The sequence below is a fragment of the Umezawaea sp. genome (genome assembly GCF_036375055.1).
GTDB lineage: Bacteria > Actinomycetota > Actinomycetes > Mycobacteriales > Pseudonocardiaceae > Umezawaea.
This window is the reverse complement of the sequence record NZ_DASUSQ010000010.1, coordinates 61060-85621: the sequence shown is the minus strand read 5'-3', so window position 1 is coordinate 85621 and position 24562 is coordinate 61060. Positions and strand designations below refer to the sequence as shown.

Annotated in this window: 25 protein-coding genes and 3 tRNA genes; 9 read left to right on the top strand and 19 right to left on the bottom strand. The window is 73.4% G+C overall.

Annotation, left to right across the window (positions count from 1 at the left end; genetic code table 11):
* The first annotated feature begins 209 nt into the window (after positions 1-209).
* Both VFZ92_RS03355 and VFZ92_RS03350 read left to right on the top strand, forming a co-directional pair.
* On the top strand, positions 210-512 hold the full coding sequence (locus VFZ92_RS03355) for a hypothetical protein (protein WP_330874178.1): 303 nt from the start codon (positions 210-212) through the stop codon (positions 510-512).
* Positions 513-688: 176 nt separating this feature from the next.
* The gene (locus VFZ92_RS03350; protein ID WP_330874177.1) at positions 689-1066 is read left to right on the top strand and encodes an STAS domain-containing protein; all 378 of its coding nucleotides are present in this window, start codon (positions 689-691) and stop codon (positions 1064-1066) included.
* 4 nt (positions 1067-1070) lie between these two features.
* Here VFZ92_RS03350 and VFZ92_RS03345 read toward each other — a convergent pair whose 3' ends face one another.
* Positions 1071-1832 carry an ATP-binding protein gene (locus VFZ92_RS03345; RefSeq protein WP_330874176.1) on the bottom strand — a complete coding sequence of 254 codons (762 nt, stop codon included), beginning with the start codon at positions 1830-1832 and terminating at the stop codon, positions 1071-1073.
* Between the two features lie 136 nt (positions 1833-1968).
* Here VFZ92_RS03345 and VFZ92_RS03340 point away from each other — a divergent pair, with 136 nt between their 5' ends.
* Positions 1969-2400 (top strand): ATP-binding protein, encoded by a 432-nt coding sequence (locus tag VFZ92_RS03340; RefSeq protein WP_330874175.1) that lies wholly within the window; start codon positions 1969-1971, stop codon positions 2398-2400.
* Positions 2397-3233 (top strand): SigB/SigF/SigG family RNA polymerase sigma factor, encoded by an 837-nt coding sequence (locus VFZ92_RS03335; RefSeq protein WP_330874174.1) that lies wholly within the window; start codon positions 2397-2399, stop codon positions 3231-3233. Before VFZ92_RS03340 ends, VFZ92_RS03335 begins: the two co-directional genes overlap by 4 nt.
* A 19-nt stretch (positions 3234-3252) precedes the next feature.
* Here VFZ92_RS03335 and VFZ92_RS03330 read toward each other — a convergent pair whose 3' ends face one another.
* From VFZ92_RS03330 to VFZ92_RS03285, 10 genes are all read right to left on the bottom strand, one after another.
* Positions 3253-3549: a WhiB family transcriptional regulator gene (locus VFZ92_RS03330; protein ID WP_330874173.1), complete on the bottom strand. Its 297-nt coding sequence runs from the start codon at positions 3547-3549 to the stop codon at positions 3253-3255.
* Between the two features lie 209 nt (positions 3550-3758).
* On the bottom strand, positions 3759-4445 hold the full coding sequence (locus VFZ92_RS03325) for a M50 family metallopeptidase (RefSeq protein ID WP_330874172.1): 687 nt from the start codon (positions 4443-4445) through the stop codon (positions 3759-3761).
* Positions 4446-4462: 17 nt separating this feature from the next.
* Positions 4463-5833, bottom strand: a complete 1371-nt coding sequence (locus VFZ92_RS03320) for a pyridoxal phosphate-dependent decarboxylase family protein (protein ID WP_330874170.1) — start codon at positions 5831-5833, stop codon at positions 4463-4465.
* Between the two features lie 22 nt (positions 5834-5855).
* Positions 5856-6665 (bottom strand): AraC family transcriptional regulator, encoded by an 810-nt coding sequence (locus VFZ92_RS03315; RefSeq protein WP_330874169.1) that lies wholly within the window; start codon positions 6663-6665, stop codon positions 5856-5858.
* Between the two features lie 91 nt (positions 6666-6756).
* Complete coding sequence (locus VFZ92_RS03310) at positions 6757-7680, bottom strand: hypothetical protein (protein ID WP_330874168.1); 924 nt, start codon at positions 7678-7680, stop codon at positions 6757-6759.
* Entirely contained in the window at positions 7677-8288 is a 612-nt protein-coding gene (locus tag VFZ92_RS03305) for a DUF4383 domain-containing protein (protein WP_414719796.1), read from the bottom strand. The genes VFZ92_RS03310 and VFZ92_RS03305 overlap by 4 nt, the downstream gene beginning before the upstream one ends.
* A gap of 140 nt (positions 8289-8428) precedes the next feature.
* Positions 8429-8505, bottom strand: a tRNA-His gene (locus VFZ92_RS03300).
* 179 nt (positions 8506-8684) lie between these two features.
* Positions 8685-8756 (bottom strand) — tRNA-Glu (locus tag VFZ92_RS03295).
* 68 nt (positions 8757-8824) lie between these two features.
* Positions 8825-8898, bottom strand: a tRNA-Arg gene (locus VFZ92_RS03290).
* 223 nt (positions 8899-9121) lie between these two features.
* Positions 9122-10549: a PucR family transcriptional regulator gene (locus tag VFZ92_RS03285; RefSeq protein WP_330874166.1), complete on the bottom strand. Its 1428-nt coding sequence runs from the start codon at positions 10547-10549 to the stop codon at positions 9122-9124.
* 121 nt (positions 10550-10670) lie between these two features.
* Here VFZ92_RS03285 and speB point away from each other — a divergent pair, with 121 nt between their 5' ends.
* The 4 genes from speB (at position 10671) to VFZ92_RS03265 (ending at position 14996) form a co-directional block, all read left to right on the top strand.
* On the top strand, positions 10671-11648 hold the full coding sequence (gene speB, locus VFZ92_RS03280) for an agmatinase (protein WP_330874165.1): 978 nt from the start codon (positions 10671-10673) through the stop codon (positions 11646-11648).
* On the top strand, positions 11645-12994 hold the full coding sequence (locus VFZ92_RS03275) for a thiamine pyrophosphate-dependent enzyme (RefSeq protein WP_330874164.1): 1350 nt from the start codon (positions 11645-11647) through the stop codon (positions 12992-12994). Before speB ends, VFZ92_RS03275 begins: the two co-directional genes overlap by 4 nt.
* Positions 12995-13078: 84 nt before the next feature.
* Positions 13079-13960, top strand: coding sequence for a transglutaminase family protein (locus tag VFZ92_RS03270; RefSeq protein ID WP_330874163.1), 882 nt, complete (start codon positions 13079-13081; stop codon positions 13958-13960).
* Positions 13961-14036: 76 nt separating this feature from the next.
* Complete coding sequence (locus tag VFZ92_RS03265; RefSeq protein WP_330874162.1) at positions 14037-14996, top strand: zinc-binding dehydrogenase; 960 nt, start codon at positions 14037-14039, stop codon at positions 14994-14996.
* A 142-nt stretch (positions 14997-15138) separates the two neighbouring features.
* Here the strand turns inward: VFZ92_RS03265 and VFZ92_RS03260 are convergent, their stop codons facing one another.
* The 4 genes from VFZ92_RS03260 to VFZ92_RS03245 form a co-directional block, all read right to left on the bottom strand.
* Positions 15139-15843, bottom strand: a complete 705-nt coding sequence (locus tag VFZ92_RS03260) for a zf-HC2 domain-containing protein (RefSeq protein ID WP_330874161.1) — start codon at positions 15841-15843, stop codon at positions 15139-15141.
* The gene (locus VFZ92_RS03255) at positions 15840-16391 is read right to left on the bottom strand and encodes a sigma-70 family RNA polymerase sigma factor (RefSeq protein WP_330874160.1); all 552 of its coding nucleotides are present in this window, start codon (positions 16389-16391) and stop codon (positions 15840-15842) included. The genes VFZ92_RS03260 and VFZ92_RS03255 overlap by 4 nt, the downstream gene beginning before the upstream one ends.
* A gap of 85 nt (positions 16392-16476) precedes the next feature.
* Entirely contained in the window at positions 16477-17406 is a 930-nt protein-coding gene (locus tag VFZ92_RS03250) for a DUF1996 domain-containing protein (protein WP_330874159.1), read from the bottom strand.
* A 73-nt stretch (positions 17407-17479) separates the two neighbouring features.
* A complete protein-coding gene (locus tag VFZ92_RS03245; RefSeq protein ID WP_330874158.1) occupies positions 17480-18064 on the bottom strand; it encodes an anti-sigma factor in 585 nt (194 codons plus the stop codon).
* 190 nt (positions 18065-18254) lie between these two features.
* On the opposite strand from VFZ92_RS03245, the gene VFZ92_RS03240 reads away from it, so the two are divergent.
* Positions 18255-19244, top strand: coding sequence for a LacI family DNA-binding transcriptional regulator (locus VFZ92_RS03240; RefSeq protein ID WP_330874157.1), 990 nt, complete (start codon positions 18255-18257; stop codon positions 19242-19244).
* Between the two features lie 7 nt (positions 19245-19251).
* On the opposite strand, the gene VFZ92_RS03235 is transcribed toward VFZ92_RS03240, so the two are convergent.
* The 4 genes from VFZ92_RS03235 to VFZ92_RS03220 all read right to left on the bottom strand — a co-directional run bounded on the left by VFZ92_RS03235 (position 19252) and on the right by VFZ92_RS03220 (position 24558).
* The gene (locus tag VFZ92_RS03235) at positions 19252-19608 is read right to left on the bottom strand and encodes a hypothetical protein (protein ID WP_330874156.1); all 357 of its coding nucleotides are present in this window, start codon (positions 19606-19608) and stop codon (positions 19252-19254) included.
* 172 nt (positions 19609-19780) lie between these two features.
* Positions 19781-21535 carry an AMP-dependent synthetase/ligase gene (locus VFZ92_RS03230; RefSeq protein ID WP_330874155.1) on the bottom strand — a complete coding sequence of 585 codons (1755 nt, stop codon included), beginning with the start codon at positions 21533-21535 and terminating at the stop codon, positions 19781-19783.
* Positions 21536-21547: 12 nt separating this feature from the next.
* A complete protein-coding gene (locus VFZ92_RS03225; RefSeq protein ID WP_330874154.1) occupies positions 21548-23776 on the bottom strand; it encodes a molybdopterin-dependent oxidoreductase in 2229 nt (742 codons plus the stop codon).
* A complete protein-coding gene (locus tag VFZ92_RS03220; RefSeq protein WP_330874153.1) occupies positions 23773-24558 on the bottom strand; it encodes a zinc-binding dehydrogenase in 786 nt (261 codons plus the stop codon). Before VFZ92_RS03220 ends, VFZ92_RS03225 begins: the two co-directional genes overlap by 4 nt.
* Between the last annotated feature and the right edge of the window lie 4 nt (positions 24559-24562).

The window sequence follows — 24562 nt, the reverse complement described above, 5'->3', positions numbered from 1 at the left end:
AGGGCCACCCGGCCGCGGCCCACGCCCGTGTCGATTCGTCCTACGGGTGTCAAAACACACACCTTGACCAGCGAGGACGGTCGGCGTGGCGGCGCGCGGGACCGGGCCGGACCGGGCCTCGAAGGCCCGACCTCGGCTACCGTGGGTGTCGACCGCTGGACACGGGGCCGTCCCCCGTGCGGACCGCGGTCAGGCTGATGAGGTGCTGCGTGACCGGTGTCAGACGGTTGAGCACGACCGACCACTTGGAGATCCGCCGCTGGGCGGAGAGCAGGGAAGCGGCGCCGATCGCGCACCGCGCGAAGGGCCTCGGGTTCGACTTCCCCGACTACGACGACGACATCGACCCGATCACCTGGGACCGGTGGTTCGAGGAGTTCGACGCCCGTGACCTGGAGTTCGTCTACCAGGTGAGCGAGACGGACCGGCCGACGAACCACTTCCAGCTCAGGCCGAGGGACCCGGACCGCGCACCGACCTCACCGGACTCGCGGGTACCCCGGTCCTTGTGATGGTTCATCACGTTACGTACGGTAGGTCTCGCAGCGGTTGAGCCAACAGCCGCGCCGGGGAGTTCCGGCGGGCCCGCACGGCCATTTTTCGCTGCACACACGCGTAGCGTCGCGTCGCTTGTGCCCCCAGGACTCCCCACACCATCCACACGGGCACAACAAGAGGGAGATCCCACGTGACGGTCCAGGATCCGAACGTCGTGGACGCGAGCCGCAACGAGCAGGCCATCGGCCTCGCGGTGAGCCACCCGGCGCAGGATGTCACCGTCGTGTCGGTCTCGGGCGAGATCGACATGCTGTCGGCTCCGGCTCTGCGCACGTACGTCCACACCAACCTCGTCGACGAGGGCACGTTCGTGCTCGACCTGTCGGGGGTGTCGTTCCTCGGATCGGCGGGACTGGCCGTGCTGGTGGAAGCCGCGCAGGAGAGCAGAACCAGGCGGATCGCGTTCCGCGTCGTCGCCGCCGACCGCGCCGTGACCAGGCCCATCGTGGCCACCGGTCTCGGTGAGGTGTTCGCGGTGCACGCCTCGCTCGACGAGGCGCTCGGCTGACGCGTCACCTCCCGGTGGGCGACACCACGTCCGCCACGAGCGGCACCCCGGACTCCGCGAGCGCCGTCCACGCGGGGGTGCCCGGCTCGGCGAGCACGACGAGGCGGTTGCCCGCCGCGCACGCCGCGTCGGCGACGGAGAACACCGCGTGCACGGCCCCCGCCGTCTCCGCGCCGATCCCGCCGAGGTCGACCACGACGGGCACGCTGCCGCCGCGGGCCGCGGTGAGCAGGGAGCGGCGCAGCGCGGCGCCCGCGCTCGCGGGCACGTCGCCGCGCACCGTGACGCGCACGCCGGACCCGCGTTCCTCGACCAGCACCTCGTGGCCGTCCGGCGGGGCTTCCAGTGCCTCGGAGCGCCGGGGGCGCGGCGAGCGGCACAGGCTGACCGACGTGCCCGCCGAGGTGCGGTCGACGACGACCTGGTCGACGTTCTCGCGCATCAGGAGCAGGCCGCGGCCCCGGCCGGACAGGGCGGCGGGTGGCACGCGCCACCGGCCGTCGTCGGACACGACCACGCACACCGCGCCGTCGGACGCCAGGGTGGCCTTGACCAGCACCGTGCCGTCGACACCGGGCGGGTAGGCGTGCTCGATCGAGTTGGACACCGCCTCGTTGAGGGCGAGGAGCAGGTCGTAGGCGACGTCGTCGTCGACACCCGCACCGGTCAGCCAGGCGTCGAACGACCGCCGCATCCGCGCGAGGCTGTCGGAGCGCGTCCGGAAGTCGAGGGCGAAGCGCTCGGCGGCGCCGTCGACGTGGTCCACGGATCGCTCGGCAGGCGGTTGGGCGCGCATCGAAACGGGCTTCCCGCGCGAGACCGTTCTTACACGTGTGAAACGGGTCGGATTCGGGTAGTGCTAGGACCATGGCCAGAACTACAGGACGGACTACGAGGTGAGCGTGTCGCAAACGGAGCCGCACCGCGGTGAGTCGGAAAGCACCTTGCAGGGCGTTGAGCTGCGCATGGCGGCCAACCCCACGCAGCTGTCGATCGTGCGGGCGGTGGCCGCTGACATCGCGATGCGGCAGGACTTCGACCTCGACTCCATCGAGGACCTCAAGCTCGCCGTGGACGAGGCGTGTTCCACGCTGATCGCGCTGGCCGCGCCGGACGCGGTGCTGAGCGCGCGGTTCGTGGTGACCGACGGTGTCGTCCAGGTGTCGACGCAGGTGGCGTCGAAGCGGTCGTCCCCGCCGGACCGCGACAGCTTCGGCTGGCGCGTGCTGAGCGCGCTGGTGGACTCGGTGACGACGTGGGTCGCGCCGCAGGCCGGTGAGGACGAGTACGTGGTGCACATCGACCTGGTCAAGCGCGGGTTGGTGGATGCGTGACCGAAACCGGCGCGGAGACCACTCCGGAGACCGCGGTCGCGGTCTCGACCAGCGGGGACGCGACGCCGTCCTCCAGCACACGGGGTGACTACGACCACCTGGCACCGCTGTTCGTGACGCTGGCGGCGACGCCCGCGGACGACCCCCGCCGGGAGCGGCTGCGCGATGAACTGGTGACCGAGCACCTGCCGGTCGCCAAGCACATCGCGCGCAGGTTCGGCAACCGGGGTGAGCCGCACGACGACCTCGTGCAGGTGGCGACCGTGGGTCTGATCAACGCGGTCGACCGGTTCGACCCGGAGCGCGGCAGCGACTTCCTGTCGTTCGCCGTGCCGACGATCATGGGTGAGGTCCGGAAGTACTTCCGCGACTCCAGCTGGTCGGTGCGGATGCCCAGGCGGCTCAAGGAGCTGCACCTGGCGATCAACGCGGGGTCGTCACGGCTCTCGCAGACGCTGGGCAGGGCGCCGACGCCCAGCGAGCTGGCCGCTCACCTCGGCTTGACCCGCGAGGAGGTCCACGAGGGGCTGGCTGCGGGCAACGCCTACCACAGCGCGTCGCTGGACGACATGCTGCTGGCGGACGACAGCTCGATCTCGCTCGGCAACACGCTCGGCGCCGAGGACCCGGAGATGGAGGTGATCGAGCAACGGGAGGCGCTGCACCCGCTGCTCGAACAGCTGCCGGACCGGGAGCGCAAGATCGTGGTCATGCGGTTCTTCGGGAACATGACGCAGACCCAGATCGCCGACAAGATCGGCATCTCGCAGATGCACGTGTCGCGGTTGCTGGCGAAGACGCTCCGCCAGCTTCGCGACGGCCTGGAGGAATAGCGGGAACAGCCTGGACGGCTCAGGCGACACGGAGGCGACGACGGGTCGACGCGATGATCTTGCGTCGCTCGTCCTCGCCCATCCCGCCCCACACGCCGTACGGCTCCTGCGCCTCCAGCGCGTGCTGGCGGCACTGCTCCAGCACCGGGCACGCGGCGCAGATGCGCTTCGCGTGGTCCTCGCGCGCGGAGCGGGCGGAGCCCCGCTCGTTGTCCGGGTGGAAGAAGATCGCGCTGTTCGCGCCCCGGCAGTGTCCTTCCATCTGCCAGTCCCACACGTCGGCGACCGGCTTGGGCAGGCGGGTGGTGCAGGTCATCACGGTCTCCTCAGCGGTAACTGTTCGGCGACCCTGAACTACCCGGCGCCCGCCGGGGCGCAAACCTGTCCCATACCGCTTTTTGCCGGTTCTCACCGATCGGGCTACGGGTGACGTTCGGTTCCTCCCGCCTCAACCGTTCGACCAGGGAGTTTTCCGCCCGCCGCCGAACCGCCCCGATCCCGCGGTGACGAAGCGGACCCCGGCGGTCACACGTCGAGCAGGAGCAGCCCGCCGAAGTAGAGGCAGGCGAGGGCGACCGCGCCGAACACCAGCACCCACAGGGTTCCGGGGACGCCGGTGAGGCGGGCCAGCTGGTCGGCGTCCGAGCTGGGGGCCCGGCCGCGCACGCGCTTGCGCTGGAGCTCCCACACGGGGCGGACGCCGCCGAGCAGCAGGAACCAGCAGAACAGGTAGCCGAAGGCGTTCTGGACGTCCACGGTCGCGAACCAGGACACGGCGAACACGATCGCGCCCGTGACGACGACGGAGATCACGCCGAAGACGTTGCGGATCATCACCAGCATCGCGATCAGCAGTGCGGTGCTGCCCCACAGCATCGGCCGGATCTGGTCGACGGCCACCAGCGCGGCGCCGCCCAGGCCGAGCAGCGACGGGGCGACGTAGCCCGCGAACCCGGTCAGGACCATGCCGAACCCGGTCGGGCGACCCCTCGACACGGTGACGCCCGAGGTGTCGGAGTGCAGCGTGATCCCGGACAGCCTCCGACCGCTGAGCAGCGCGAACAGCGCGTGTCCGCCCTCGTGGGCGATGGTCACGACGTTGCGGCTGATCCGCCAGATCCCCCTGCTGAGCACGAGCACCAGCGCCACCAGCGCTGACCCCAGGACGACCGCGGCGTCCGGCTTGTCCCACAACTCGGTGATCGTCGGCACCGGACCAATACTGCCAGTCAGCACTCGCGGGCGGCCCGGCGGACGATGTCCAGGGCCTCCTCGACGTGCGTGCGGTGCGTGCGGTGGCTGAGCACGCACAGCCGCAGCGTGTGCTTCCCGTCCAGGCGGGTGCTGGACAGGAAGATCCGCCGGGTGCCGTTGATGCGCTCCAGCAGCCGCTCGGTGGTGGCGTCGCCGAACGGCGAGCGGAACACCGTCACGGTGAGGTCGGGCGCGAGCGGCACCTCCAGGTTCCGGTCGGCCGACAGCTCCCGGTGCACCAGCGCGGCCAGGTCGAGCTTCTCGTCCAGTTCGGCGCGGAACGCGGCCACGCCGTGCAGGTGCAGCGGCAGCCACAGCCGCAGCCCGCGGTACTCCCTGGTCAGCTCGGGCCCGAGGTCGGCGTAGTCGGGCAGGTCGTGCTCGCGGTCGAGGTCCTGGAGGTAGTGGCCGTCGGCGGCGTGCGCCCTCCGCAGCCGGTCCTCGTCGCGGACCAGCAGCAGCCCGGTGCCGTAGGGCAGGAACAGGCCCTTGTGCGGGTCGAGGGTGATCGAGTCGGCCCGGTGCACGCCGCGCAGGACGGCCCGGCCGCGGTCGGTGAGCTGGAACGAGCCGCCGTAGGCGCCGTCGACGTGGAACCACAGGTCCTCGCGCCGCGCGAGGACCCCCAGCCCGTCCAGCCCGTCCACGGTGCCGGTGCTGGTCGACCCCGCCGTGCCGACCAGGAAGAACGGCTTCAGCCCGCGCTCGCGGTCCTCCGTGATCAGGGCCCGCGCCGCGGCGAGGTCCATCCGCAGGCCCTCGTCGACCGGCACCACGCGCACCTGGGCCGAGGTGAACCCGGCGATCCTCGCGGCCTTCGCCACGCAGTAGTGGGTGTGCTCGGTGACGTAGATCGTGCCGAGCGGGTCGGGTCCGCCGAGCCGGTCCTCGCGGGCGGCGGTCAGCGCGGCCAGCGTCGCGATCGACGCGCCGGACGTGATCACGCCGCCCGCGCCGTCGGGCAGGTCGAAGCGGCGGCAGAACCAGCGGACGACCGCCTGCTCCATCGCGACCAGGGCAGGCGCGGTGTCGGCCACGCCGGTGAAGCGGTTCACCGCCTGGGCCAGCGTCTCGGCGAGCACGGAGCTGAGCAGCCCGCCCGCCGGGAAGTAGCCGAGGTAGCCGGGACCGGCGGTCTCCACCGCGTAGCCCGCCGCCCGGCCGAAGGTCGCGAGCAGCTCGTCGAAGGTGCCGGGCCGCTCCGCAGGCTCCGCGAGGAACTCGCGCAGGTCCGCGGGCCCCGGTTCGGAGGCGGGCGCCTTGGCCAGCCCCGCGACGAAGTCCTCCACGAACGCGCCCACCGCGTCGGTCCACGCACGCCGGGTCTCCCGGTCCGGTTCCAACATGGCGGCAGGCTAGGTCGGGGCGTCAGGGCCGATCTTGTACGTTCTTGCGCCGGTAGTGGCCGGGCGGGACCCCGACGATCCGCCGGAAGTGCCGGGCCAGGTGCGACTGGTCGGTGAACCCGACCTCCACGGCCGCCCGCGCGACGGGCGTGCCCTGGTCGAGCAGCGCGCACGCCCTGCGGACCCGCAGCTGGTTGAGGTACGCGTGCGGCGGCAGCCCGTGCCGGGCGCGGAACGCCCGCAGCAGCGCGAACTGCCCGGTGCCGACCTCGGCCGCCAGTTCCGCGAGGCTGGGCGGCTCCGCCAGCCGCTCGTGCAGGATCTCCCGCGCCGCCTCCACGTCCCGGCCCCCACCCGCGGGCACCGGCGACCGTTCGCCGCCGTACGCGCGCAGCAGGGTGGACAGGGCGTGCCCCAGCAGGGAGCCCGCGGCCAGCGGGTCGGCCGACTCGGCGGCCCGGTGGGCGGCGACGAGCGCGGCGGCGGCGTCCGCGTCGTAGACGACCTGCTCGGTGAACCACGGGTTCGGGGTCCCCGCGACCTCGGCCACCACGTCGACGTCCGGGTAGAAGACCCGGTACGCCCACCCGCCCTCGTCGGCGGGCCGCCCGGTGTGCACGACGCCGGGGTTGATCATCACGAGCCCGCCCGGCCGCACCCGGTGCACCTGCCCGCCGAGCCACAGCTCCTCCACGCCGGTGGTCGCGACGCCGAGGACGAACGTGTCGTGGCTGTGCCTGCCGAAGCCGTGGTTCACGTAGTGCGCGCGCAGCAGGTGCACGCCCGACACCGCGGGGTGCCGCCAGTAGCGCACGTCGTCGACAGCGGTCATCCGGCCACAGTAGGCGGCGGGAGCTGCCGTGCCGCGGTACCGGACGAGGGCATAGGGCTGCCCTATGGGCCTGGGCGGACGGGGTGATCGGTCAGGCTGCGCCGAACGCCTCGACGCGCCGCGCCAGCTCCCTGGCGCCGTCGTGGTCGGGGCGCGCGCTCGCCGCCCTGCGCAGCGGCGCCATCCGGTCGGCGGTGCGCGCCGAGCGGATCGGGACCGCCTGGCCCACGGCCTCGTTGCCCGCTTCGACGCCCGCGTCGACCTCGCCCGCGAGGAGGGTGCTGACCGCGAGCTCGATCATGCCGAACACCCGGCTGCGGGCCATGTCCTCGCCGTAGCCGTTCACGGCCTCCCGCAGCGCGGGCACGGCCTGCTCGACGTGCCGGACGTCGCCCGCCTCGGCGAGGCTCGCGTGCACGGTGCCGGTCATGCCGGTGAGGTCGGCGGCGCTGAAGAAGCGGGCCCAGTCGGGCGCGCGCTCCGGCTCGGCCGCCGCGAACGCGTCGTGCGCGCTCGCCAGGAACCGCTCGGCCTGCTCGGCGTCACCGCGCTTGGCGTGCGCCCAGGCGCGGTTGGCGTCCACGATGGCCAGTTCCAGCTCCGCGCCGGAGGCACCGGCCACCCGCGCGGACGCGTCGAACTCGCTCAGCGCGTCGGCGATCCGGTCGTGGTGCAGGTGGACCCGGCCGAGCCGGTAGTGCACGTTCGCCGCGAGCGACTGGTTGTCCGCGGCGTCGGCCAGGTCCAGCGCGGCGTGGAAGTGGGCCTTGGCGGCCTCGGCCCGACCGAGGTCGAACGAGATCCAGCCCGCGAGGTTGTGCAGGTCCGCCAGCGCGAGCTGGAGCCGCGCGGCCACGTCGGGGGACACGGTGTCGCCGAGCAGCCGGCGGCCGGTCGTCAGCTGGGCGAGCACGGCGGAGGCGCATGCGCCTCCGCCGTGCTCGTAGTCCAGCGCCCTCAGGGTGCGGGTGGCCGCTTCCAGTCGGGCCGCGTCCGAGGCACCCAGCCGGGTCAATGACCCACCCGGTGGCTCTTCACGTCCGTCGGGGTGGTCGGGATCGGCTTGGTGCCGTGCTCGGGGGTGTGCTGCACGGGCACGGGGTCCGCGTGCGGCTCGGTGACCGCGTGGCGGTCGCGCACCGCCGGGTCGTGCACGTCGTGGTCGGCAGGACGCTCGGGCACGATCCGGTCGTGCGCCGGCTCGCCCGCGGGCCGCTCGACGAACTCGGGCTCGGGCTCGTCGACGATGACCTTGCGGCGGGCCGGGAGCACGGCGATCAGCAGGCCGACCGCGGCGAAGCCGAGGTGCAGCCAGTTGTCGTTGGAGTTGAGCGCCAGCGGGTTGCCCAGCCCGGACACGGGGTTGGACGAGATGACGCCCGCGAGCATCAGGCCCCAGACGAACACCGCGCCGTAGGCGATGAACAGCACCCAGCCGTACGTGCGGGCCAGGGCGGAGCTGCCCGCCAGCAGCAGGCCGAGCACGCCGAACGCCAGGTGGACGACGTTGTGGAGTGGGTTGACGGCGAACCCGAGCAGCATCGCGTGGTCCTCACCCGCGAAGTCGCCGAAACCCGTGCGAAGGAAGCCCACCACGCCCGCCGCGATGAACAGCAGGGACATGAGCGCCACCAACACCTGTGCCGGTTGCAGGCCGGCGACCTTGACCTTGACACGCCCAGCAGTCGAGTTCCTCATGACGGGCGGTTACCCGGATCACACACCGAACAAACACGCTGGGTGAAACCGGGTGAATCGATGTTTGGGGAGATCGGTGGGACTCGAACCCACTCGCACCGGGCTCACAACCCGGCCCCTCGTCCACTTCGGGATCGATCTCAGCACCTCCGGCGCGAGTCGAACGCGCACCGCCCACCCCTCCTCAGGGGCCGCGGAGGCCTGGTCCGGACGGGGAGCGGGCGAGCACGGACCCGCTCCCCGCCGGTACCGGACAGGAGTTCAACCAGCAGACCTCGCCGTGCCGAGGTGTACCCGACCCACCCCATGAAGGCCGGGCAGCAGCGCGTACGGGAGTCGAACCCGTGTTTCCGGAGTGAGAGTCCGACGTCCTGACCACTGGACGAACACGCCTGGTCGCCGAACCCGCGAAGAAGGAGCGGCTGATGACGCCCGCACCCCTTCCCCGAACTCGTCGGCAGCATCCCAACCTGGATTCGAACCAGGGACCTCGGCATTCGTAGTGCCGCGCTCTGTCCAGCTGAGCCATTGGGATATCCGAATTGTCACGAATGCAGAAGAGCCGCCGACCGGTTTCCCGATCGACGGCTCCCCGTCGCGACCTAACCGCAGGTCACCACCGGAAGCGCCGATCGCGAACGAGATGCCGGAATCGCGTCGCCGCGCCGGTCCACTCCTCTTCCCGCTGCTTCATGATCCCCACCTCCGTTCGTCGTGTGGCACAACTATGAACGACGTCCGCGCTATCGGCAAAGCATTTATTCAGCCTGTTCCGGAACGGGCCAGCCGGGTGGCAGCCAGTTGATCGCGCACCACAGGTCGGTGCGGTGCTGGGCGAGCGAGAGGTCCAGCCCGAGCGCGCGTTCGACGTGTCCCATGCGGTGCCGGACGCTGTTGCGGTGCACGCCGAGCGCGGCGGCGCTGCGGTCCCAGTTGCCGTGCTGGGCGAGCCACGCCCGCGCCGTCTCGACGAGTTCGGCGGCGGACGGCGAGCGGTGGTCGGCCAGCGGCGCGAGGAGCCTGCACGCGAACCGCTGGGCGCTGGCCGGGTCGACCAGGGTGGCGATGCCGGTGCCCTCCCGCGCCCACTCGGACCGGCCGGTGGCGCGGGCCTGGCGCAGCAGCGCGGCCGCCTCCCGCTCCGCGGCGGGGAGTTCGGCCGCGGTCGCGGGCGCGCTCACGCCGACGACCAGGTCGGGGCCGGTCACCGAACCCGAGGCCACGACGGCGCGGAACCCCTCGGGGAGCACGTCGACGAGCGGGGTGCCGAGGGTTTCGGCCAGCCGCTCGTACCGCTCCTCCCCCGCTCCGGCGACGACCTGGAACGACGAGTCGCCCACCAGCCGCTCCAGCAGCTCGGCCGGGTCGCCGCCGAACACCAGCCTGGCCGCCAGCCGGGCGGCCGGGTCGGGGTCGTGGCCCAGCAGCGCGAGCAGGGCCAGCGCCACCGCGACCACGGCCCGGTCGGCCACCGACAGCGCCCGCGCCCGACCGATCACCAGCACCGACGGGCGCCGCCCGATCTGCTCGACCGGGGTCAGCACGACGTGGTCGGCGTCGACCCTGGTGCCCGCGCTGCGCGGTCCCCGCCCGGCGCCGACCCGGTCGGCCAGGCCCAGCACGTCGTCCGTGGGCGCGGGCGCCCCCGAGGTCCTGGCCAGCACCTCGCCGTCGGCGTCGAGCAGCAGCGCCCAGCACCCCAGCGCCTCGGCGAGCGCGGCGAGGGTGCCGTCGACCGGCCCCGGCCGGACCGCGGCCCTGGTCATCGCGCGCTGGCTGTCGGCGAGCAGCCGCAGCTCCGCGTTCTGCGCCTCGGCCAGCGCGGCGCCCACGGCCTGGCTGACCGCGAGGAACGGCGTCCCCGGCGGCACGGCGACCAGCGGCAGCCCGTGCGCGCGGCACGCGGCGACCAGGTCGGCGGGCACGGCGTTGTGGACCGGCGTGACCCCGAAGCCGAGCGCGGAGACACCGCGGCCGACCAGCCCCGACACGTAGGCGTCGAGGTCGTCCGGGAGGGTCACCCCCGCGGTGAGCAGCAGTTCCTGCCCCAGCAGGTACGGCACCGGGTCGACGAGTTCGCTGACGTGCGCCCAGCACACCGGGCGGTCCAGGTCGTCCTCGCCGACGAGCACGGTGAGCCCGAGGTCGGCGCGGTCGACCAGTGCGGCGAGCGGGACGGTGCGCATGACCATGGCTTCCTCCGAAGTGCACAACGGACTGCTCCGCGTTGTGCGAATGGTCCACTTACCGCCCAAGCGTGCGCTTCCTATGGTCTGGAGCACAACGGTTCAAGGGGAGGACTGCGACGTGGTTCCGGTGCACGGCACGGCGCGGCCCCCCCTGGGTCCGGTGGACTCCTCGGTCGTGCCCCGGTTCGCCGGGCCCGCCACGTTCGCCCGCCTGCCCCGCCTGGACCAGGTCCCGCGCGCGGACGTCGCGGTCGTCGGCGTCCCGTTCGACACCGGCGTCTCCTACCGCCCCGGCGCCCGCTTCGCCCCCACGGCCGTGCGCGAGGCGAGCCGCCTGCTGCGGCCCTACCACCCCGGTCTGGACGTGTCGCCGTTCGAGGCGTGCCAGGTGGTCGACGCGGGAGACATCGCCTGCACCCCCTACGACATCGGCGCGGCCGTCGCCGAGATCGAACTCCAGGCGTCCGGTCTGATGGACGCGGGCGCGACGCTGGTGACGATCGGCGGCGACCACACCGTCGCGCTGCCGCTGCTGCGGGCCGTGGCGCTCCGGCACGGCCCGGTGGCGCTGCTGCACTTCGACGCGCACCTGGACACGTGGGACACCTACTTCGGCGAGCCGTACACGCACGGCACGCCGTTCCGCCGCGCGGTGGAGGAGGGCCTGCTGGACACCGAGGCCCTCTCCCACGTCGGCACGCGGGGACCGCTGTACGGCAAGCGCGATCTGGACGAGGATCGACGGCTCGGGTTCGGTGTCGTCACGTCCGCCGACGTGATGCGACGAGGGGTGGACGAGGTGGCGCACGCCCTGCGCGAGCGGATCGGCGACCGGCCGCTGTACGTGTCGGTCGACATCGACGTGCTCGACCCCGCCCACGCCCCCGGCACCGGGACACCGGAGGCGGGCGGCCTGACGAGCAGGGAACTGCTGGAGATCCTGCGCGGCCTCGCGGGGGCGAACGTGGTCGGCGCGGACGTCGTCGAGGTCGCGCCCGCCTACGACCACGCCGACATCACGTCGGTCGCCGCCGCGCACGTCGCCTACGACCTGGTGTCCCTGGTGGCGCTGAACGAGATGGGGAGGTGCCGGTGAGCGAACGCACCGGAGGGGACGTGCTGGCCGAGGCGCTGGTGGCGCTGGGAGCCCGCACCGTGTTCGGCCCGCTGGCGCTCGGGCCGTTCGAGGCGGTCGGGCGGTCGAAGCTGCGCTACGTGGACGGCCCCGACCCGGCGTTCACCGCCGACGGCCACGCCCGCCTCACGGGTGACGTGACCCCGCTGCTGCTGCCGGGGACCGTGGACGCGCTCATCGGGTCCGCGGCCGTGCTCGCGGTCGGCGTGCGGGAAGCGCCGGTGCCGGTGAAGCACAGCGAGACCGTGGCGAACGCCGCCGAGATCGCGGAGGCGGTGGCGCGCGCGTGGGACGTGGCCGCGACCGCGCCGTTCGGCCCGGTGTGGGTGCGCGTGCCCGAGGAGGTGCTGCGCGGACGGGCCTCGACCCCGTCGGTCGCGGCGATCGTGTCGTGCCCGGACGCGGTCGTGCCCGAGCCCCGTCGGGTCGAGGAGGTGGCGCGGCGGCTGGACGGGGCGGAGCGGCCGGTCGTGGTCGCGGGCGGCGGCGTGCTGCGCGGGGACGCGCGGACGGAGCTGCTGGCGCTGGCGGAGACGCTGGGCGCGCCCGTGGTGACGACGTTCGGCGGCAAGGGCGCGTTCCCCTGGGAGCACCCGCTGTCCGCGCAGTCGTGGCTCTCCGACGAGCACACCACCCGGTTCCTGGAGGAGGCCGACCTGCTGCTCGTGGTCGGGTCCGGGCTGGACACCCCCCGCGACAACGTCGTCCGGGTCGACGTCGACCCGGAACGGGTGGGCGAGAACGGCGTGCACGGCGACGCGCGGTTCGTCCTGGCGGGACTGGCGGAGACCGTGCGGCCCAGGACCGGCGACGCCGGGGAGGCCGCGGTCCGGGCCCTGCTCCACCTGGTGCGGCGGCCGGAACCCGAGCTGGAGGCGATCCGGGCCGCGGTGCCCGACGACTCGCCGACCTTCTGGGACCGGACGGTGTTCGGGGACAGACCCTGGTCCGCCTGGGACCCGCGGGACTCCGCGATGTGCGGGACGCCCGACGGCGTGGGCTACGCCCTGCCCGCCGCGCTGGGGGCCGCGGTGGCGCTGGGGGACCACGTGCCGGTGCTGGCGGTGTCCGGGGGCGACACCGCCGCCCTGGGGTTGAGGGAACTCGCCACGGCCCGGCGGCACGACCTGCGGGTGACGTGGCTCGTGGTGGACGGGGAAGCGGACCTGCTCGGCATCTCGCACGCGCTGGGCGTGCCCGCGACCGGCAGCACCCCCTCGACGGTGCGCGAGGACCTGGCCGAGGCGCTGGCCTGGCAGGGGCCCCACGTCGTGGTGCTGGGGCTCCCCTGGGGCGTGGACCGGTAGGCCGTGACGCGTCCGACGTCGTGGTGGCCGCGGGGGCGGCCGTCTTACGCTGCACCGGAGTGGTCCACGCCGAGGAGGCACCCCGTGACGCCGAGTGCCGAACTGCTGTCCCGTCCGCTGCTGGACCACACCTCCGTGGACCTGGAGGGTGCCGAGCGCGTCACCTACGTGCTGGAGCAGAGCTTCCACTACGGCTACGACCGGCCGATCGACCGGCTCGACCACCGGCTCGTGGTCGTTCCGCCCGCCCGGCACGGGAACCAGCACCGCCGCGCGCACCGGCTGGACGTGACGGGCGCGGCCGTCCGGCGCCGGTCCCGGCGGGACGGACACGGCAACACCGTGGTGCGCGTCCGGGCCGACCGCGTCGAGGAGGGTGTGCGCTTCGGCGTCGTCGCGCTGCTGGAGCGGGTCCGGTCGGACGGTCCGGTCCACCTGCCCGCGTCCGTGCTGCACGACCCCCGCCTGCTGCGCCCGACCCGGCTGACCGCACCCGACGACCGCCTGCGCGACCTCGCCGCGGGCGTGGGCGGGGGCACGCCGCTGGAGCGGGCCGAACGCGTCTGCGCGCTGGTGCACGAGGCCCTGCGCTACGAGCCCGGCACGACGACGGTCGAGACGACGGCAGCCGAGGCGCTCGGCGGCGGTCGCGGCGTCTGCCAGGACTCGGCGCACGTCATGATCACCCTGTGCCGCCTGCTCGGCGTGCCCGCGCGGTACGTGTCCGGCCACCTGCTCGGCGAGGGCGGGACCCACGGCTGGACGGAGGTCGTCGTGCGGCACGGCGACGCCGCCGTGGCCGTCCCCTTCGACCCGTGCAACGGCGGGCGCGCGGGCGCGGACTACCTGACCGTGGCGACCGGCCGCGACTACGCGGACGTGCCGCCGACGTCGGGCAGCTACACGGGCACGCCCGGCAGCACGCTGACGACGAGCAGGCGGGTCGGGGTGCTCAGCGCGGCCTGACGGCGTCGGGGGATCCTTGACCTCCACTTGACTGGAGCTCCTACGTTCGGGCGACCACCGGACAGAGGAGACCTCCGTGCACGCCATCCGCCAGCACGCCTTCGGCCCCGCCGAGAACCTGCGCCTCGTCGAGGTGCCCGACCCCGTGCCCGGTCCGGGCCAGGTGCGGATCACCGTGTCCGCCGCCGGGGTGCACGTGGTCGACACGACGATCCGGGCCGGGGTGGGTCGGGGTCCGTTCCCGCCGCCCGCCCTGCCGATGACGCCGGGGCGGGAGGTGGCGGGTGTCGTGACCGCGTTGGGCGACGGCGTCGACCCGGCGTGGCTGGGCGGCAGGGTCGTGGCGCACCTCGGCCTCGCGAGCGGCGGGTACGCGGAGCTGGCGGTGGCGAACGTCGAGGCGCTGCACGCCCTGCCGGACCACGTGTCCGACGACGTGGCGGTGGCGATGATCGGCACCGGCCGGACCGCGATGGGCGTGTTCGACGGCGCGGGGATCCGGCCGGACGACGTGGTGCTGGTGCTCGCCGCGGCGGGCGGGATCGGGGCCCTGGCGGTGCAGGAGGCGCACGCCGTCGGGGCGCGGGTGGTGGGCGCGGCGGGGGGACCGGAGAAGGTCGAGCTCGTCCGGAGCCTGGGCGCCGACGTGGCCGTCGACTACACCGAACCCGGTTGGGACCGCGACCTCGAAGGGGTCACGGTCGTGCTCGACGCCGTCGGCGGGGCGATCGGCCGGGCCGCGTTCGACCTGCTCGTGCCCGGCGGCCGGGTGGTGCTGTTCGGCTGGGCGCTGGGGTCGGAACCGACGAGGTTCACCAGCGACGAGCTGTTCACGCGCAGCCTGACGGCGGTCGCGGCGCTCGGGCCGAACGTCCTGGGGCGCCTGCGGGAACTGGAGGAACGGTCGCTGGCCGCCGCCGCGAGCGGCAGGCTCACGCCGGTGGTCAGCTCGACCTTCCCGCTGGCCGACGCCGCCCGCGCCCACCGGGCGCTGGAGAACCGGGAGACCGTCGGCAAGGTCGTGCTGAAGCCCTGAAGCCCTGACGCCCTGACGCCGTGGAGCCCGGTGCCCCGTGCCGCCTCCCCTGCAGAGGCGGCACGGGGCGCCGGGCGGTCCGCGCCCGAGAGCGCGGTTGCCGTGCGCGCCGCCTCCCCTGCGGAGGCGGCGCGCACGTGGCCTAGACCTTGACGCTGACGAACTTCTTGCCGTCGAAGTTCTCGACCTCGACAGCGGCCACGTCGTCCGGGGCGATGAGGGCGGAACCGTCGAGGTTCGTGCCCTCGGCCTCCCCGGCCTTCGAGACCAGCCAACTACCAATCTCCTCGCGGTGGCCGTCCTTCGCCACGACGAACAACCGGCACTTCTCGTTCTGCGGGATCCCGCCGATGCCCGCGTTGACCCGGACCCAGCCCGCAGCGGGCTTGACCTGGACGGTCATCCGGGCGCCGGTGGACGGGTCGGCGAACGTGGCGACCTTCGTACCCGCGGGGGGCGTGGCGGCCGACGACGTCGGACCGGGCAGCGCCTCCGTGACGGGAGCGGTGCTGCGGCCGACCACGACACCGCTGCCGAGGACGACCGCGGCGACGACGGCCGCCGCCGCGCCGAGTGCGAACTGCCTGCGCCGGACCGCGCCACCGCGTTCCGTCCGCATCTGCCGCAGCGTGCGCTGGAGCAGCAGGTCACCGCCCTCGGGCGGTCCGTCGAGCAGCGCCTCCGGCGGGACGTCGCCGAGCGTGGCCTCGATGGCCCTCAGCTCGTCGAGCTCGCCCCGGCACGCCGGGCAGCGGGAGAGGTGGTCCTCCACGGCCCGCGCCTCCTGCTCGTCAAGGGCTCCCAGCACGTAGGCGCCCAGCAGTTGTGGTTCGTGCTGCGTGGTCATCCGGCCACCCCCTTCAAGGCCACCTGTTGTCCGGCGAACGTCTCGCGCAGGGCGCGCAAGGCGTAGTGCGATCTGGATTTGACCGTTCCCGGTGGCACGCCCAGCGCCTGGGCGGCCTCCGAGACGCTGCGCCCGTTGAAGTAGATCTCCCGCAGGACGTCGCGGTGGTCGGAGGAGAGCTGGTCGAGCGCTTCGAGCACCACGACGGAGTTCACCACCGACTCGGCGTGGTCGCGCTCGACCGGCGGTGTCGCGGGCGATTCCGCGACCTCCTGCGGTCGGGCGGCCTTCGCCCTGATGCGGTCGGTCACGATGTTGCGGGCGACGGTGAGCAGCCAGCCGCGCACCGATCCCTTCCCGTTGACGAGCGCGTCGGGGTGGCGCCAGGCCCTGAGGAGGGTCTCCTGGACCACGTCCTCGGCAGCCGCCCGGTCGCCGGTCAACCGCGTCGCGTAGGCCAGCAGAGCCCGACCGTGCTCCTCGTAGAGCGATCGGATCAGCGCCTCGTCGGCCGCGGCCTCCCGTTTGCGGGACCACAGTGCCGCCATCCACCCACTCCTCTCATCAACCCTGTCCCCGCACACACGGCTGCGGGGCCGCCGTGGTTCACGGGATCGGCGAGAACTTCCCGGATCATTCTGGGCCGCACGCGCGCCCCTCGTTCACACACCCCGCCAGGCGGGTCATCGCGTCGTCGGGGAACACGTTCACGAACATCGCGTGGTCGGTGATCGGGTCGCGGTGCTCGTCGGGGAAGCTGTCCACGGCGAACGGCCTGCCGGACGGCACGTCGTAGGAGACCACCAGCCGCAGGCGCGGCACCGGGAACGTCGTCGGCGGGCACGCGCCGTTCGCCGAGGCGGGCACGAGGTGGTCGCGGTGGGAGGTGCTGTCGACGTTGCGGCCGTCCCAGCAGCCGGGGAAGTCGAACGTGCGCAGCACCCTGCTGCCCGCCGGGCAGCGCGGGTACTTCGCCGTGAACCGGTCGACGAACCCGGAGCAGCCCCACTTGGCGTTGGCGTTGAGGCCGCCGCTGGTGGCGGCGGACGGGTTGCCGGTGATCGTGCGCAGGAACCGGGGCAGGGGCACGACCTTGCTCACCGGGTTGCCGCTGAACGTGATGGTCACCGACTCCGGCGGCAGCACCTCGCCGGTGTTGCCGTGCACCCCGCCGCCCTCGGCGTGGTCGTCGTGGCCGACGACGTCGGTCAGCCGCAGCACCGGCCAGAAGTAGGAGGACAGGTCACCGCCCGCGCACGTGGTCGTCGCGGCGGCGAGGCTCTCGGGCGTGGAGAACGCGTCCGTGGACAGGTTGCCGACGTACTCGTGGGTGTGGTGCGCGCCGTTCGGCAGACCGGGCGAGATGACGGCGTTGTCGGCGTTGAGGTGGCGCTCGGCGTTGCGCCCGCACGACGACGTCACCACGCCCGTGGACGCGTCGGGGCCGGGAGCGGCCCCACCCGAGGAGGCCTGGACCTGTTCGATCCGGACGAAGTGGTCGTCGGCGGGGGTCGTACCCCGCGTCGTGCACGCCGCCAGCAGGACCACGGCCAGGAGCGGCATCGTTCGGAACACCACGACAGCTAACCAACACGCCGCACCACCGCCCCGGCTACCCCCGACGGCGATCCGCGACCTACGCGCGGGCGGTCACCAGGACCCGGCCGTCGACCGACTCGACGTTCACGGCCTCCAGGTCGTCGGCGGCGACCAGCGCCGACCCGTCGAGGGTGACGCCCCGGCCGGGCTCGCCGGTCCCGGCGATCCAGCTGCCCACGACGAACCGCCCGCCGTGCACGTCGGTGACCACGAGCCTGCACCACTCACCCGCGCGCACGCCCTTGACGGTGACCCGCAGCCGCGACCAGCCGTCGGCGGGCGTGACGACGGCGCTCAGGCTCGCGCCGTTCGCGATCCCGCCGACCACCAGCGCGGTCGGCTCGCCGGCCAGGTGCCTGCCGATCACCACACCGCCCGCGAGCGCCGCGGCCAGCAGGCTCGTCGACACCACGACGGCGAAGGTCTGCCGCCGTCTGCCCTCGCGCGCCTTCTCGTGCCGGACGCGGCCGAGGGTGCGCTGGAGCAGCAGGTCGCCGCCGTCGGGGCGGCCGTCGAGCGCGGCCTCGGGCGGCAGGTCGAACGGTGGGTCTCGATGCATCGTCGTCTCGTTCAGCTCGGGCTCCTGGGGTGACCACGGCGGCACGCGGACGTCAACGGCCATGGTCGGGGACGATCGCGACGGCCGCCGGTTCGGGTAGATCGCGGTTCGTGCGCACGAGCGGCCCTCCTGGACGTTCGGGAAGGCCCGCGGTTCCACGTGACCTGCACCTGGGAAACGGGGCTCCCCCGGATTCGGTTCAACGGCACCCCAATCGCGAGCTTTCGTCACAATTGCGGTTGGATGGGCGACCGTGACGATCACCATCCGCGATGTGGCACGCCGGGCTCACGTGTCCGTGGCGACGGTGTCGCGCGCGCTGTCCTCCCCCGACCTGGTCCGCCCCGACACGAGGTCGCGGGTGCTGGCCGCCGCCGCGGAACTCGGCTACCAGCCCAACCGCGCGGCCCGAGGACTGATCACCGGCAAGACCGGCAACATCGGCATCGTCGTGCCCGACCTCGACAACCCCTTCCACACCGGCATCCTGAAGGCGGCGCAGGCCCGCGCCGCCCAGACCGACCACGCGGTGTTCGTCGCGGACAGCGACGAGGACCCCGCCGCCGAGATCAAGCTGGTGCGGGCCATGGCCAAGCAGGTCGACGGCCTGCTCCTGTGCTCACCGGGCCTGACCGACGCCCAGATCACCTCGGTCGCGGCCACGACACCGCTGGTGCTGCTGAACCACCGGCTGCCCGGCGTCCCCAGCACCGTGATGGACGGCGCGGACGGCGTGCTCCAGGTGGTCGCGCACCTCGTCGCGCTCGGCCACTCGCGCGTGGCCTACCTCAACGGCCCGCGCACGGCGTGGTCCAACGCCGAACGCCGCCGCGGTCTCGCGGACGCCGTGGCGGAGCACCGCGTCGACCTCGTCGAGCTGGGCCCGTTCGCCCCGCGCTACGAGGGCGGTCTCCAGGCGGCCGACCTGGCGCTGGCCGCCGAGGTCACCGCGATCATGGCGCACAACGACATCATGGCCCTCGGCGTGCTGGCCAGGCTCCGCGACCGGGGGGTCTCCGTGCCGGGTGACGTCAGCGTGACGGGCTTCGACAACCTGACCTACGCGGCCCTCACGTCGCCCGCGCTCACCACGGTCCGGATGCCGCTCGCCCCCGCGGGCAGGACGGCGGTGAACATGCTGCTCGACTGGCTCGACACCGCGGGCGACCCCGCGCCGCGGGTCACGCTGCCGACGCAGATCATCGTCCGAGGCACGACCGCGCCACCGCCGGGGAGGACGTGAGCCCGCACTAGGCGTCCGCCCACATCCTCGTCAGCGCGGCGTGGGCCTGCGCAGCCGCCTCGCGCAGCTCGCGCCACTGGGCCGCCTCGCCGAGCGCGGACTCCGTCCACAGTGGACCTGGACTGGGCGGCAGGGCGTCGACGTGCTCGCCCACCCGTTCGATGAGCCGGAGCTCCTCCTGGCCCAGCAGGCCTTCCCGGTTCTTGGCCTGGGCGGTGACGACGGCGTCGTCCAGCTCCAGCACGAGCTCGTCCACCCCCACCCCGACGGAGCGGAGGTAGCGGATCTGGCGGATGGAGTCGGCGCCGACGCCGTCGAGGACGGCGAGGATCCAGCGGCGGAACTCGGTCAGGTCTTCGGGCATGGTCACGCGACCGTACCCGTGTGGTCCTCGAAGGACGGCAGGAACGACAACTTCGGCCCCAGGCTCTCGGCGCGCGTCCCCCCGGACGCGCGGACACCCGAGCATCCCCCGTTGATCAACTTCGCACAACGGTGACGCTGGGCACACCGGCGTGCGCCCAGCGTCCGCGCGACTACGAGTACAGCTCCTGGTACAGGCCTTCGTGGACGGTGTGGACGACCTTGCGCTTCACCTTGAGGGTCGGCGTCAGCTCACCGTCCTCCTGCGACAGGTCTCGGTCGAGGATGGCGAACCTCCTGATCTGCGAGTCCTTCACGAAGTGGGAGTTGGCCTCGTCGACGATCCCCTGGACGAGGGTGACGACGTCGGGGTGGCGGACCAGGTCGGCGTAGCCGCCGACGATCCCCTGCTTCTCCGCCCACGGCAGCAGTTCCTCGGGGTCGAGCGTGATGAGCGCGACGAGGTAGGGGCGGCGGTCGCCGAAGACCACGGCGTGGGAGATCCAGCGGGACTGGCGGAGCTGGTTCTCGACGTTGGCGGGAGCGATGTTCTTGCCGCCCGCGGTGATGATGATGTCCTTCTTGCGGCCGGTGATCCGGACGAAGCCGTCCTCGTCGATCTCGCCGAGGTCGCCGGTGTGCAGCCAGCCGTCCCGGAGGACCTCCGCGGTGGCCTCGGGGTTGCGCCAGTACCCGGCGAACAGGTGCGGGCCGCTCATCAGGATCTCGCCGTCCTCGGCGATCCGGACGTCGAGACCGCCGACGCCGAACGCCCCGACCGAGCCGATGCGGTAGCGGGACAGCGTGTTGGTGGTGCCGACGCCGGTGGACTCGCTCATGCCGTAGCCCTCCAGCACCGGGACGCCCGCGGCGAGGAAGAAGTCCAGCACCTCCGGCGAGATCGGGGCCGCGCCGGACAGCGCCTGCCGCAGCCTGCCGCCGAACACGCCGCGCACGCGGGCGAAGACGGCGTCGACCTGGGCGAAGGCCGCCGCCAGCTCCGGCGGGACCGGGTGGCCCGCCTCGACCAGCGCCCGGTGCTTCAACCCCACGCCCACGGCCTGCTGGAGCTGCTCGGCGGGGATGCCCGCGGTGGCGATGGTGTAGATCTTCTCGAAGATCCTGGGCACGGACGGCAGGAACGTCGGCCTCACCTCGGCCAGCTCCGGCACGATCCGCTTCGCGTCACCGCCGTAGAACGCCAGCGTGGCGCCCATGTAGAGCGCGGAGAACTGGACGATCTGCGCGAACACGTGGGCCAGCGGCAGGAAGAGGTAGACCGTGTCGTCCGCGACGACGTAGGACAGCTCCTCCGTGAGGTGGCACATCGCGAGCCAGTTGCGGTGGGTCAGCACGCAGCCCTTGGGCGGGCCGGTCGTGCCCGAGGTGTAGATGATCACGCTGGGGTCGTCGGGGGACTGGCCCGCGCGCCGGGTCTCCAGCTCCTCCGCGGCGGGAGTGGCCCTGCCCTCCGCCGCGAGGTCGGCGGTGGTGCGGCCCTCCCCCTCGATCAGCACGATCCCGCGCAGGTCCTCGACGGAGTCCACGTCGACCTTCGCGGCCTGCGCGGGGTTCTCGGCCACGAGCAGCACCGCGCCGGAGTCGCCGAGGATGTAGGCGACCTCCTCGGGCGAGCTGCTCGCGTAGATCGGCACCACCACACCGCCCGCGGCGAGGATCGCGAGCCCCGCGGTCGACCACTCGTAGCGGGTCTCGGAGAGCACGGCCACCCGGTCGCCCGCCCCGACGCCCGCGAGCACCAGGCCGGAGGCCAGGTCCCCCACCGACGTCGCGATCTCGACGAACGTCTTCTCGTGCCAGGAGTCGTCGGCGCGGTAGCGCCAGGCCACCCGGTCCCGGTGGACCTCGGCTGCCACGAACGGGAGTTCCGAGACGACGCGCGCGGAACCGACCGTGGGGACGGACATGGGCTCTCCTCTTCAGATGGCGGCGGGGCTGACGGTCACGCGAACGCCGTTGAGGACGGCGGTTCCGGACAGCGGGTCGATCCTGAGGTCGTCGGTGAGCAGGTTGACGTTCACGCCCGCGTGCGCGGCGGCGGTGGTGAGCCGGGTGCCGGGCTGGTCGTGGCCCCAGCCGTGGGGCAGGCTCACGACGCCCTCGGCGATGTCGTCGGTGACCTCCACGGCCACCTCGACCTTGCCGACCCGCGAGGACACCCGCGCCACGCCGCCGCCGACCAGTCCGAGCCTGCTCGCGTCGGCGGTGTTGACCAGCAGCGTGCAGAGGTCCTTGCCCTTCACCAGCGCAGGCACGTTGTGCATCCAGGAGTTGTTGGTGCGCAGGTGCCTGCGGCCGACCAGCAGCAGGTCGTCGTGCCGCTCCTCCAGCGCCGCGAGGACGCGCGGGACGTCGGCGGCGATCTGCTCGGGGCACAGCTCGACCCGGCCGGACGGGGTGCGCAGCACCTCGGGGAGGCGCGGCTCCAGCGGACCGAGGTCGACGCCGTGCGGGTTCGCCAGGAGCCTCGCCATCGACAGGCCGTCGGGCACGGCGCCGAACCAGTCGCCGTAGGCGCCGGTGCGCAGCTTGAGGTCCAGCAGCCGTTCCTCGCGGGTGTCGCCGACCAGCGCGGCCCGCAGCTCGGCGACGTCGCGGCCGTGCAGCGGACCGCCCTGCTGCCCGACCAGCGCGGCGAGCTGGGCGGTGAGCTGCTCCTCGGCCAGCTCGTCGAGGTCGGTGTCGGGGTCGAGACCGCCGAGGATCGCGGTGAGGCGCAGCAGGATGTCGGCCTCGGGCACGGAGCCCTCGTCGAGCGGGATCACCGGCGGGGAGAACTTGGCGACGTTGCGGACGGCGAACCCGAGGAACGCGATGTCGTAGTGCGGTCGCCTGCTCGGCGGCGGGGGCGGCAGGACCACGTCGGCGTGCCGGGTGGTCTCGTTGAGGTACGGGTCGACCGACACCACGAAGTCCAGGGTGGACAGAGCGGCGCCGAGGCGGCCGGAGTTCGGCAGCGACAGCGCGGGGTTGCCCGCGATCGTCACGAGCGCCCGCACCCGCCCCTCGCCGGGCACCTCGATCTCGTCGGCCAGCGTCACGGCGGGGAACTCGGCGGCCACCTCGGGCAGGCCGCGGACCCGGCTGTGCCAGCGGCCGGTGGTGAAGCCCCGCCCCGATCCCCGGCCCCTGCCCAGGTGCGCGGGCATCGGGAACATCGACCCGCCCGGCCGGTCCAGGTTGCCGGTCAGCACGTTCAGCACGTCCACCAGCCAGCTCGCCACGGTGCCGAAGTCGACGGTCGTGGTGCCGATCCTCCCGTACACCGCGGCCCTCGGGGCGGCGGCGAGGCGGTGGGCGAGGTCGCGGGTGGTCGCGGCGTCGATCCCGCACCTGGCCGCCACGGCCTCGGGGGTGAACGGCTCGACCAGGGTCCGCACGCGCTCCACGCCGTTCACGTGCCGCTCCAGCCCGCCGAGGTCGACGAGCCCGGCGGCGAACAGCTCGTTCGCCAGCGCCAGCAGCAGGAACACGTCCGTGCCCGGCGTGATCGGCACGTGCTGGTCGGCCGCCGCGGCGGTCCGGCTGCGGCGCGGGTCGACGACGACGAACGACCCGCCGCGCGCCCGCAGCGCCTTGAGCCGCTTCGGCATGTCCGGCGCGGTCCACAGGCTGCCGTTGGAGGTGTAGGGGTCCGCGCCCAGCATCAGCAGGAAGTCCGTGCGGTCGATGTCCGGCACGGGGATCGTGTAGATGCCGCCGTACATCAGGCCCGACGACACGTGCTTCGGCATCTGGTCCACGGTGGACGCGGTGAAGACGTTGCGGGAGCCGAGCGCCCGGCGCAGCGCGCCCGCGTACAGGCCGCCGGCGAGCGAGTGCACCATCGGGTTCCCGAGGTACATCGCCACGGCGTCGCGGCCGTGCTCGGCGATGATCCCGGTCAACCGGCGCCGCACGACCTCGAACGCCTCGGCCCAGCTGACGGGCACGTGCACGCCGTCGCGCTTGAGCATCGGGGTCGTGAGCCGGTCGGGGTCGGCGTCGAGGGCGCCGAGCGACGCGCCCTTGGGGCAGAGGAACCCGCCGCTGAACTCGTCCTCGCGGTCACCGCGCACACCGGTGATCCGGTCGTCGGTGATCGTCAGTTCGAGGCCGCACGTCGCCTCGCAGAGCGGACAGGTGGTCAGTGCGGTCCTGATGGTCATGCGGGCCTTCCACTACGGGCGCGGTTCGACCGCGCGCCTCCTGACAACGGGTACTCGTCACCGACGGGTGGCCGCAAGCGGCCTGCCGAGGTCAACCCCATCAGCTCACTGAGCGCGCGGGCCACCATCTCAGGTCGCCCGAGGCAATCGCCCGACCAGAAGCCGATGACGGCGCGGGAACCCTCGATCGGCCCAACGGCCTCGGTCACCGGCGACTCCCCGTGCACGACGATCCGGCCGAACGGCGCAAGGGCCGCCAACGACCGCCGGAACACCGCGCCGCCGACCGGGCACAGCACGACGTCGACCGGGTGGCCGCCGTTCACGGCGAGCAAGCGCTCGCGCAGCCCGTCCGGCTCGGCGTCCACGGCCACGTCCGCGCCGAGCGCGAGGGCGTGCTCCCGCCGCGCCGCCGTGTCGGCGACCGCGACGACCCGGCCCGCGCGGAAGTGCCGGGCCAGCTGCACGGCCAGCGCGCCGACCTCGCCCGCGGCCCCGTGCACCACGACCGCCTCGTCCGGCCGGAGGTGCGCGCACGTGCGGAGCAGGTGCCACGCCGTCACGCCCGGCCCGGCCAGCACCAGCGCCTGGACGTCGCTGATCCCGTCCGGCACCGGGAACAGCAGCCGCTCCGGCGCGCTGACGACGTCCTCGGGCTCGGCGGCGACCCCGAGCGCCACGACCCGGCGCCCGTCGGAGGCGGTCCCGACGACGCCGTGGGGTCCCACCGAGCCGACCAGGACCACCTCGTGGCCGGGCGTCGTCGCCCGTGTCGCGCACATCCCG

What these genes read in the sequence shown, in the direction of transcription:
- VFZ92_RS03250 (WP_330874159.1), bottom strand. Translation starts at nt 17,406, where the DNA reads ATGCCGCTCCTGGCCGTGGTCCTGCTGGCGGCGTGCACGACGCGGGGT.
- VFZ92_RS03330 (WP_330874173.1), bottom strand. Translation starts at nt 3,549, where the DNA reads ATGACCTGCACCACCCGCCTGCCCAAGCCGGTCGCCGACGTGTGGGAC.
- VFZ92_RS03260 (WP_330874161.1), bottom strand. Translation starts at nt 15,843, where the DNA reads ATGACCACGCAGCACGAACCACAACTGCTGGGCGCCTACGTGCTGGGA.
- VFZ92_RS03230 (WP_330874155.1), bottom strand. Translation starts at nt 21,535, where the DNA reads ATGTCCGTCCCCACGGTCGGTTCCGCGCGCGTCGTCTCGGAACTCCCG.
- VFZ92_RS03320 (WP_330874170.1), bottom strand. Translation starts at nt 5,833, where the DNA reads ATGTTGGAACCGGACCGGGAGACCCGGCGTGCGTGGACCGACGCGGTG.
- VFZ92_RS03235 (WP_330874156.1), bottom strand. Translation starts at nt 19,608, where the DNA reads ATGCCCGAAGACCTGACCGAGTTCCGCCGCTGGATCCTCGCCGTCCTC.
- VFZ92_RS03315 (WP_330874169.1), bottom strand. Translation starts at nt 6,665, where the DNA reads ATGACCGCTGTCGACGACGTGCGCTACTGGCGGCACCCCGCGGTGTCG.
- VFZ92_RS03225 (WP_330874154.1), bottom strand. Translation starts at nt 23,776, where the DNA reads ATGACCATCAGGACCGCACTGACCACCTGTCCGCTCTGCGAGGCGACG.
- VFZ92_RS03305 (WP_414719796.1), bottom strand. Translation starts at nt 8,288, where the DNA reads ATGTCCCTGCTGTTCATCGCGGCGGGCGTGGTGGGCTTCCTTCGCACG.
- VFZ92_RS03255 (WP_330874160.1), bottom strand. Translation starts at nt 16,391, where the DNA reads ATGGCGGCACTGTGGTCCCGCAAACGGGAGGCCGCGGCCGACGAGGCG.
- VFZ92_RS03285 (WP_330874166.1), bottom strand. Translation starts at nt 10,549, where the DNA reads ATGCGCACCGTCCCGCTCGCCGCACTGGTCGACCGCGCCGACCTCGGG.
- VFZ92_RS03220 (WP_330874153.1), bottom strand. Translation starts at nt 24,558, where the DNA reads ATGTGCGCGACACGGGCGACGACGCCCGGCCACGAGGTGGTCCTGGTC.
- VFZ92_RS03245 (WP_330874158.1), bottom strand. Translation starts at nt 18,064, where the DNA reads ATGGCCGTTGACGTCCGCGTGCCGCCGTGGTCACCCCAGGAGCCCGAG.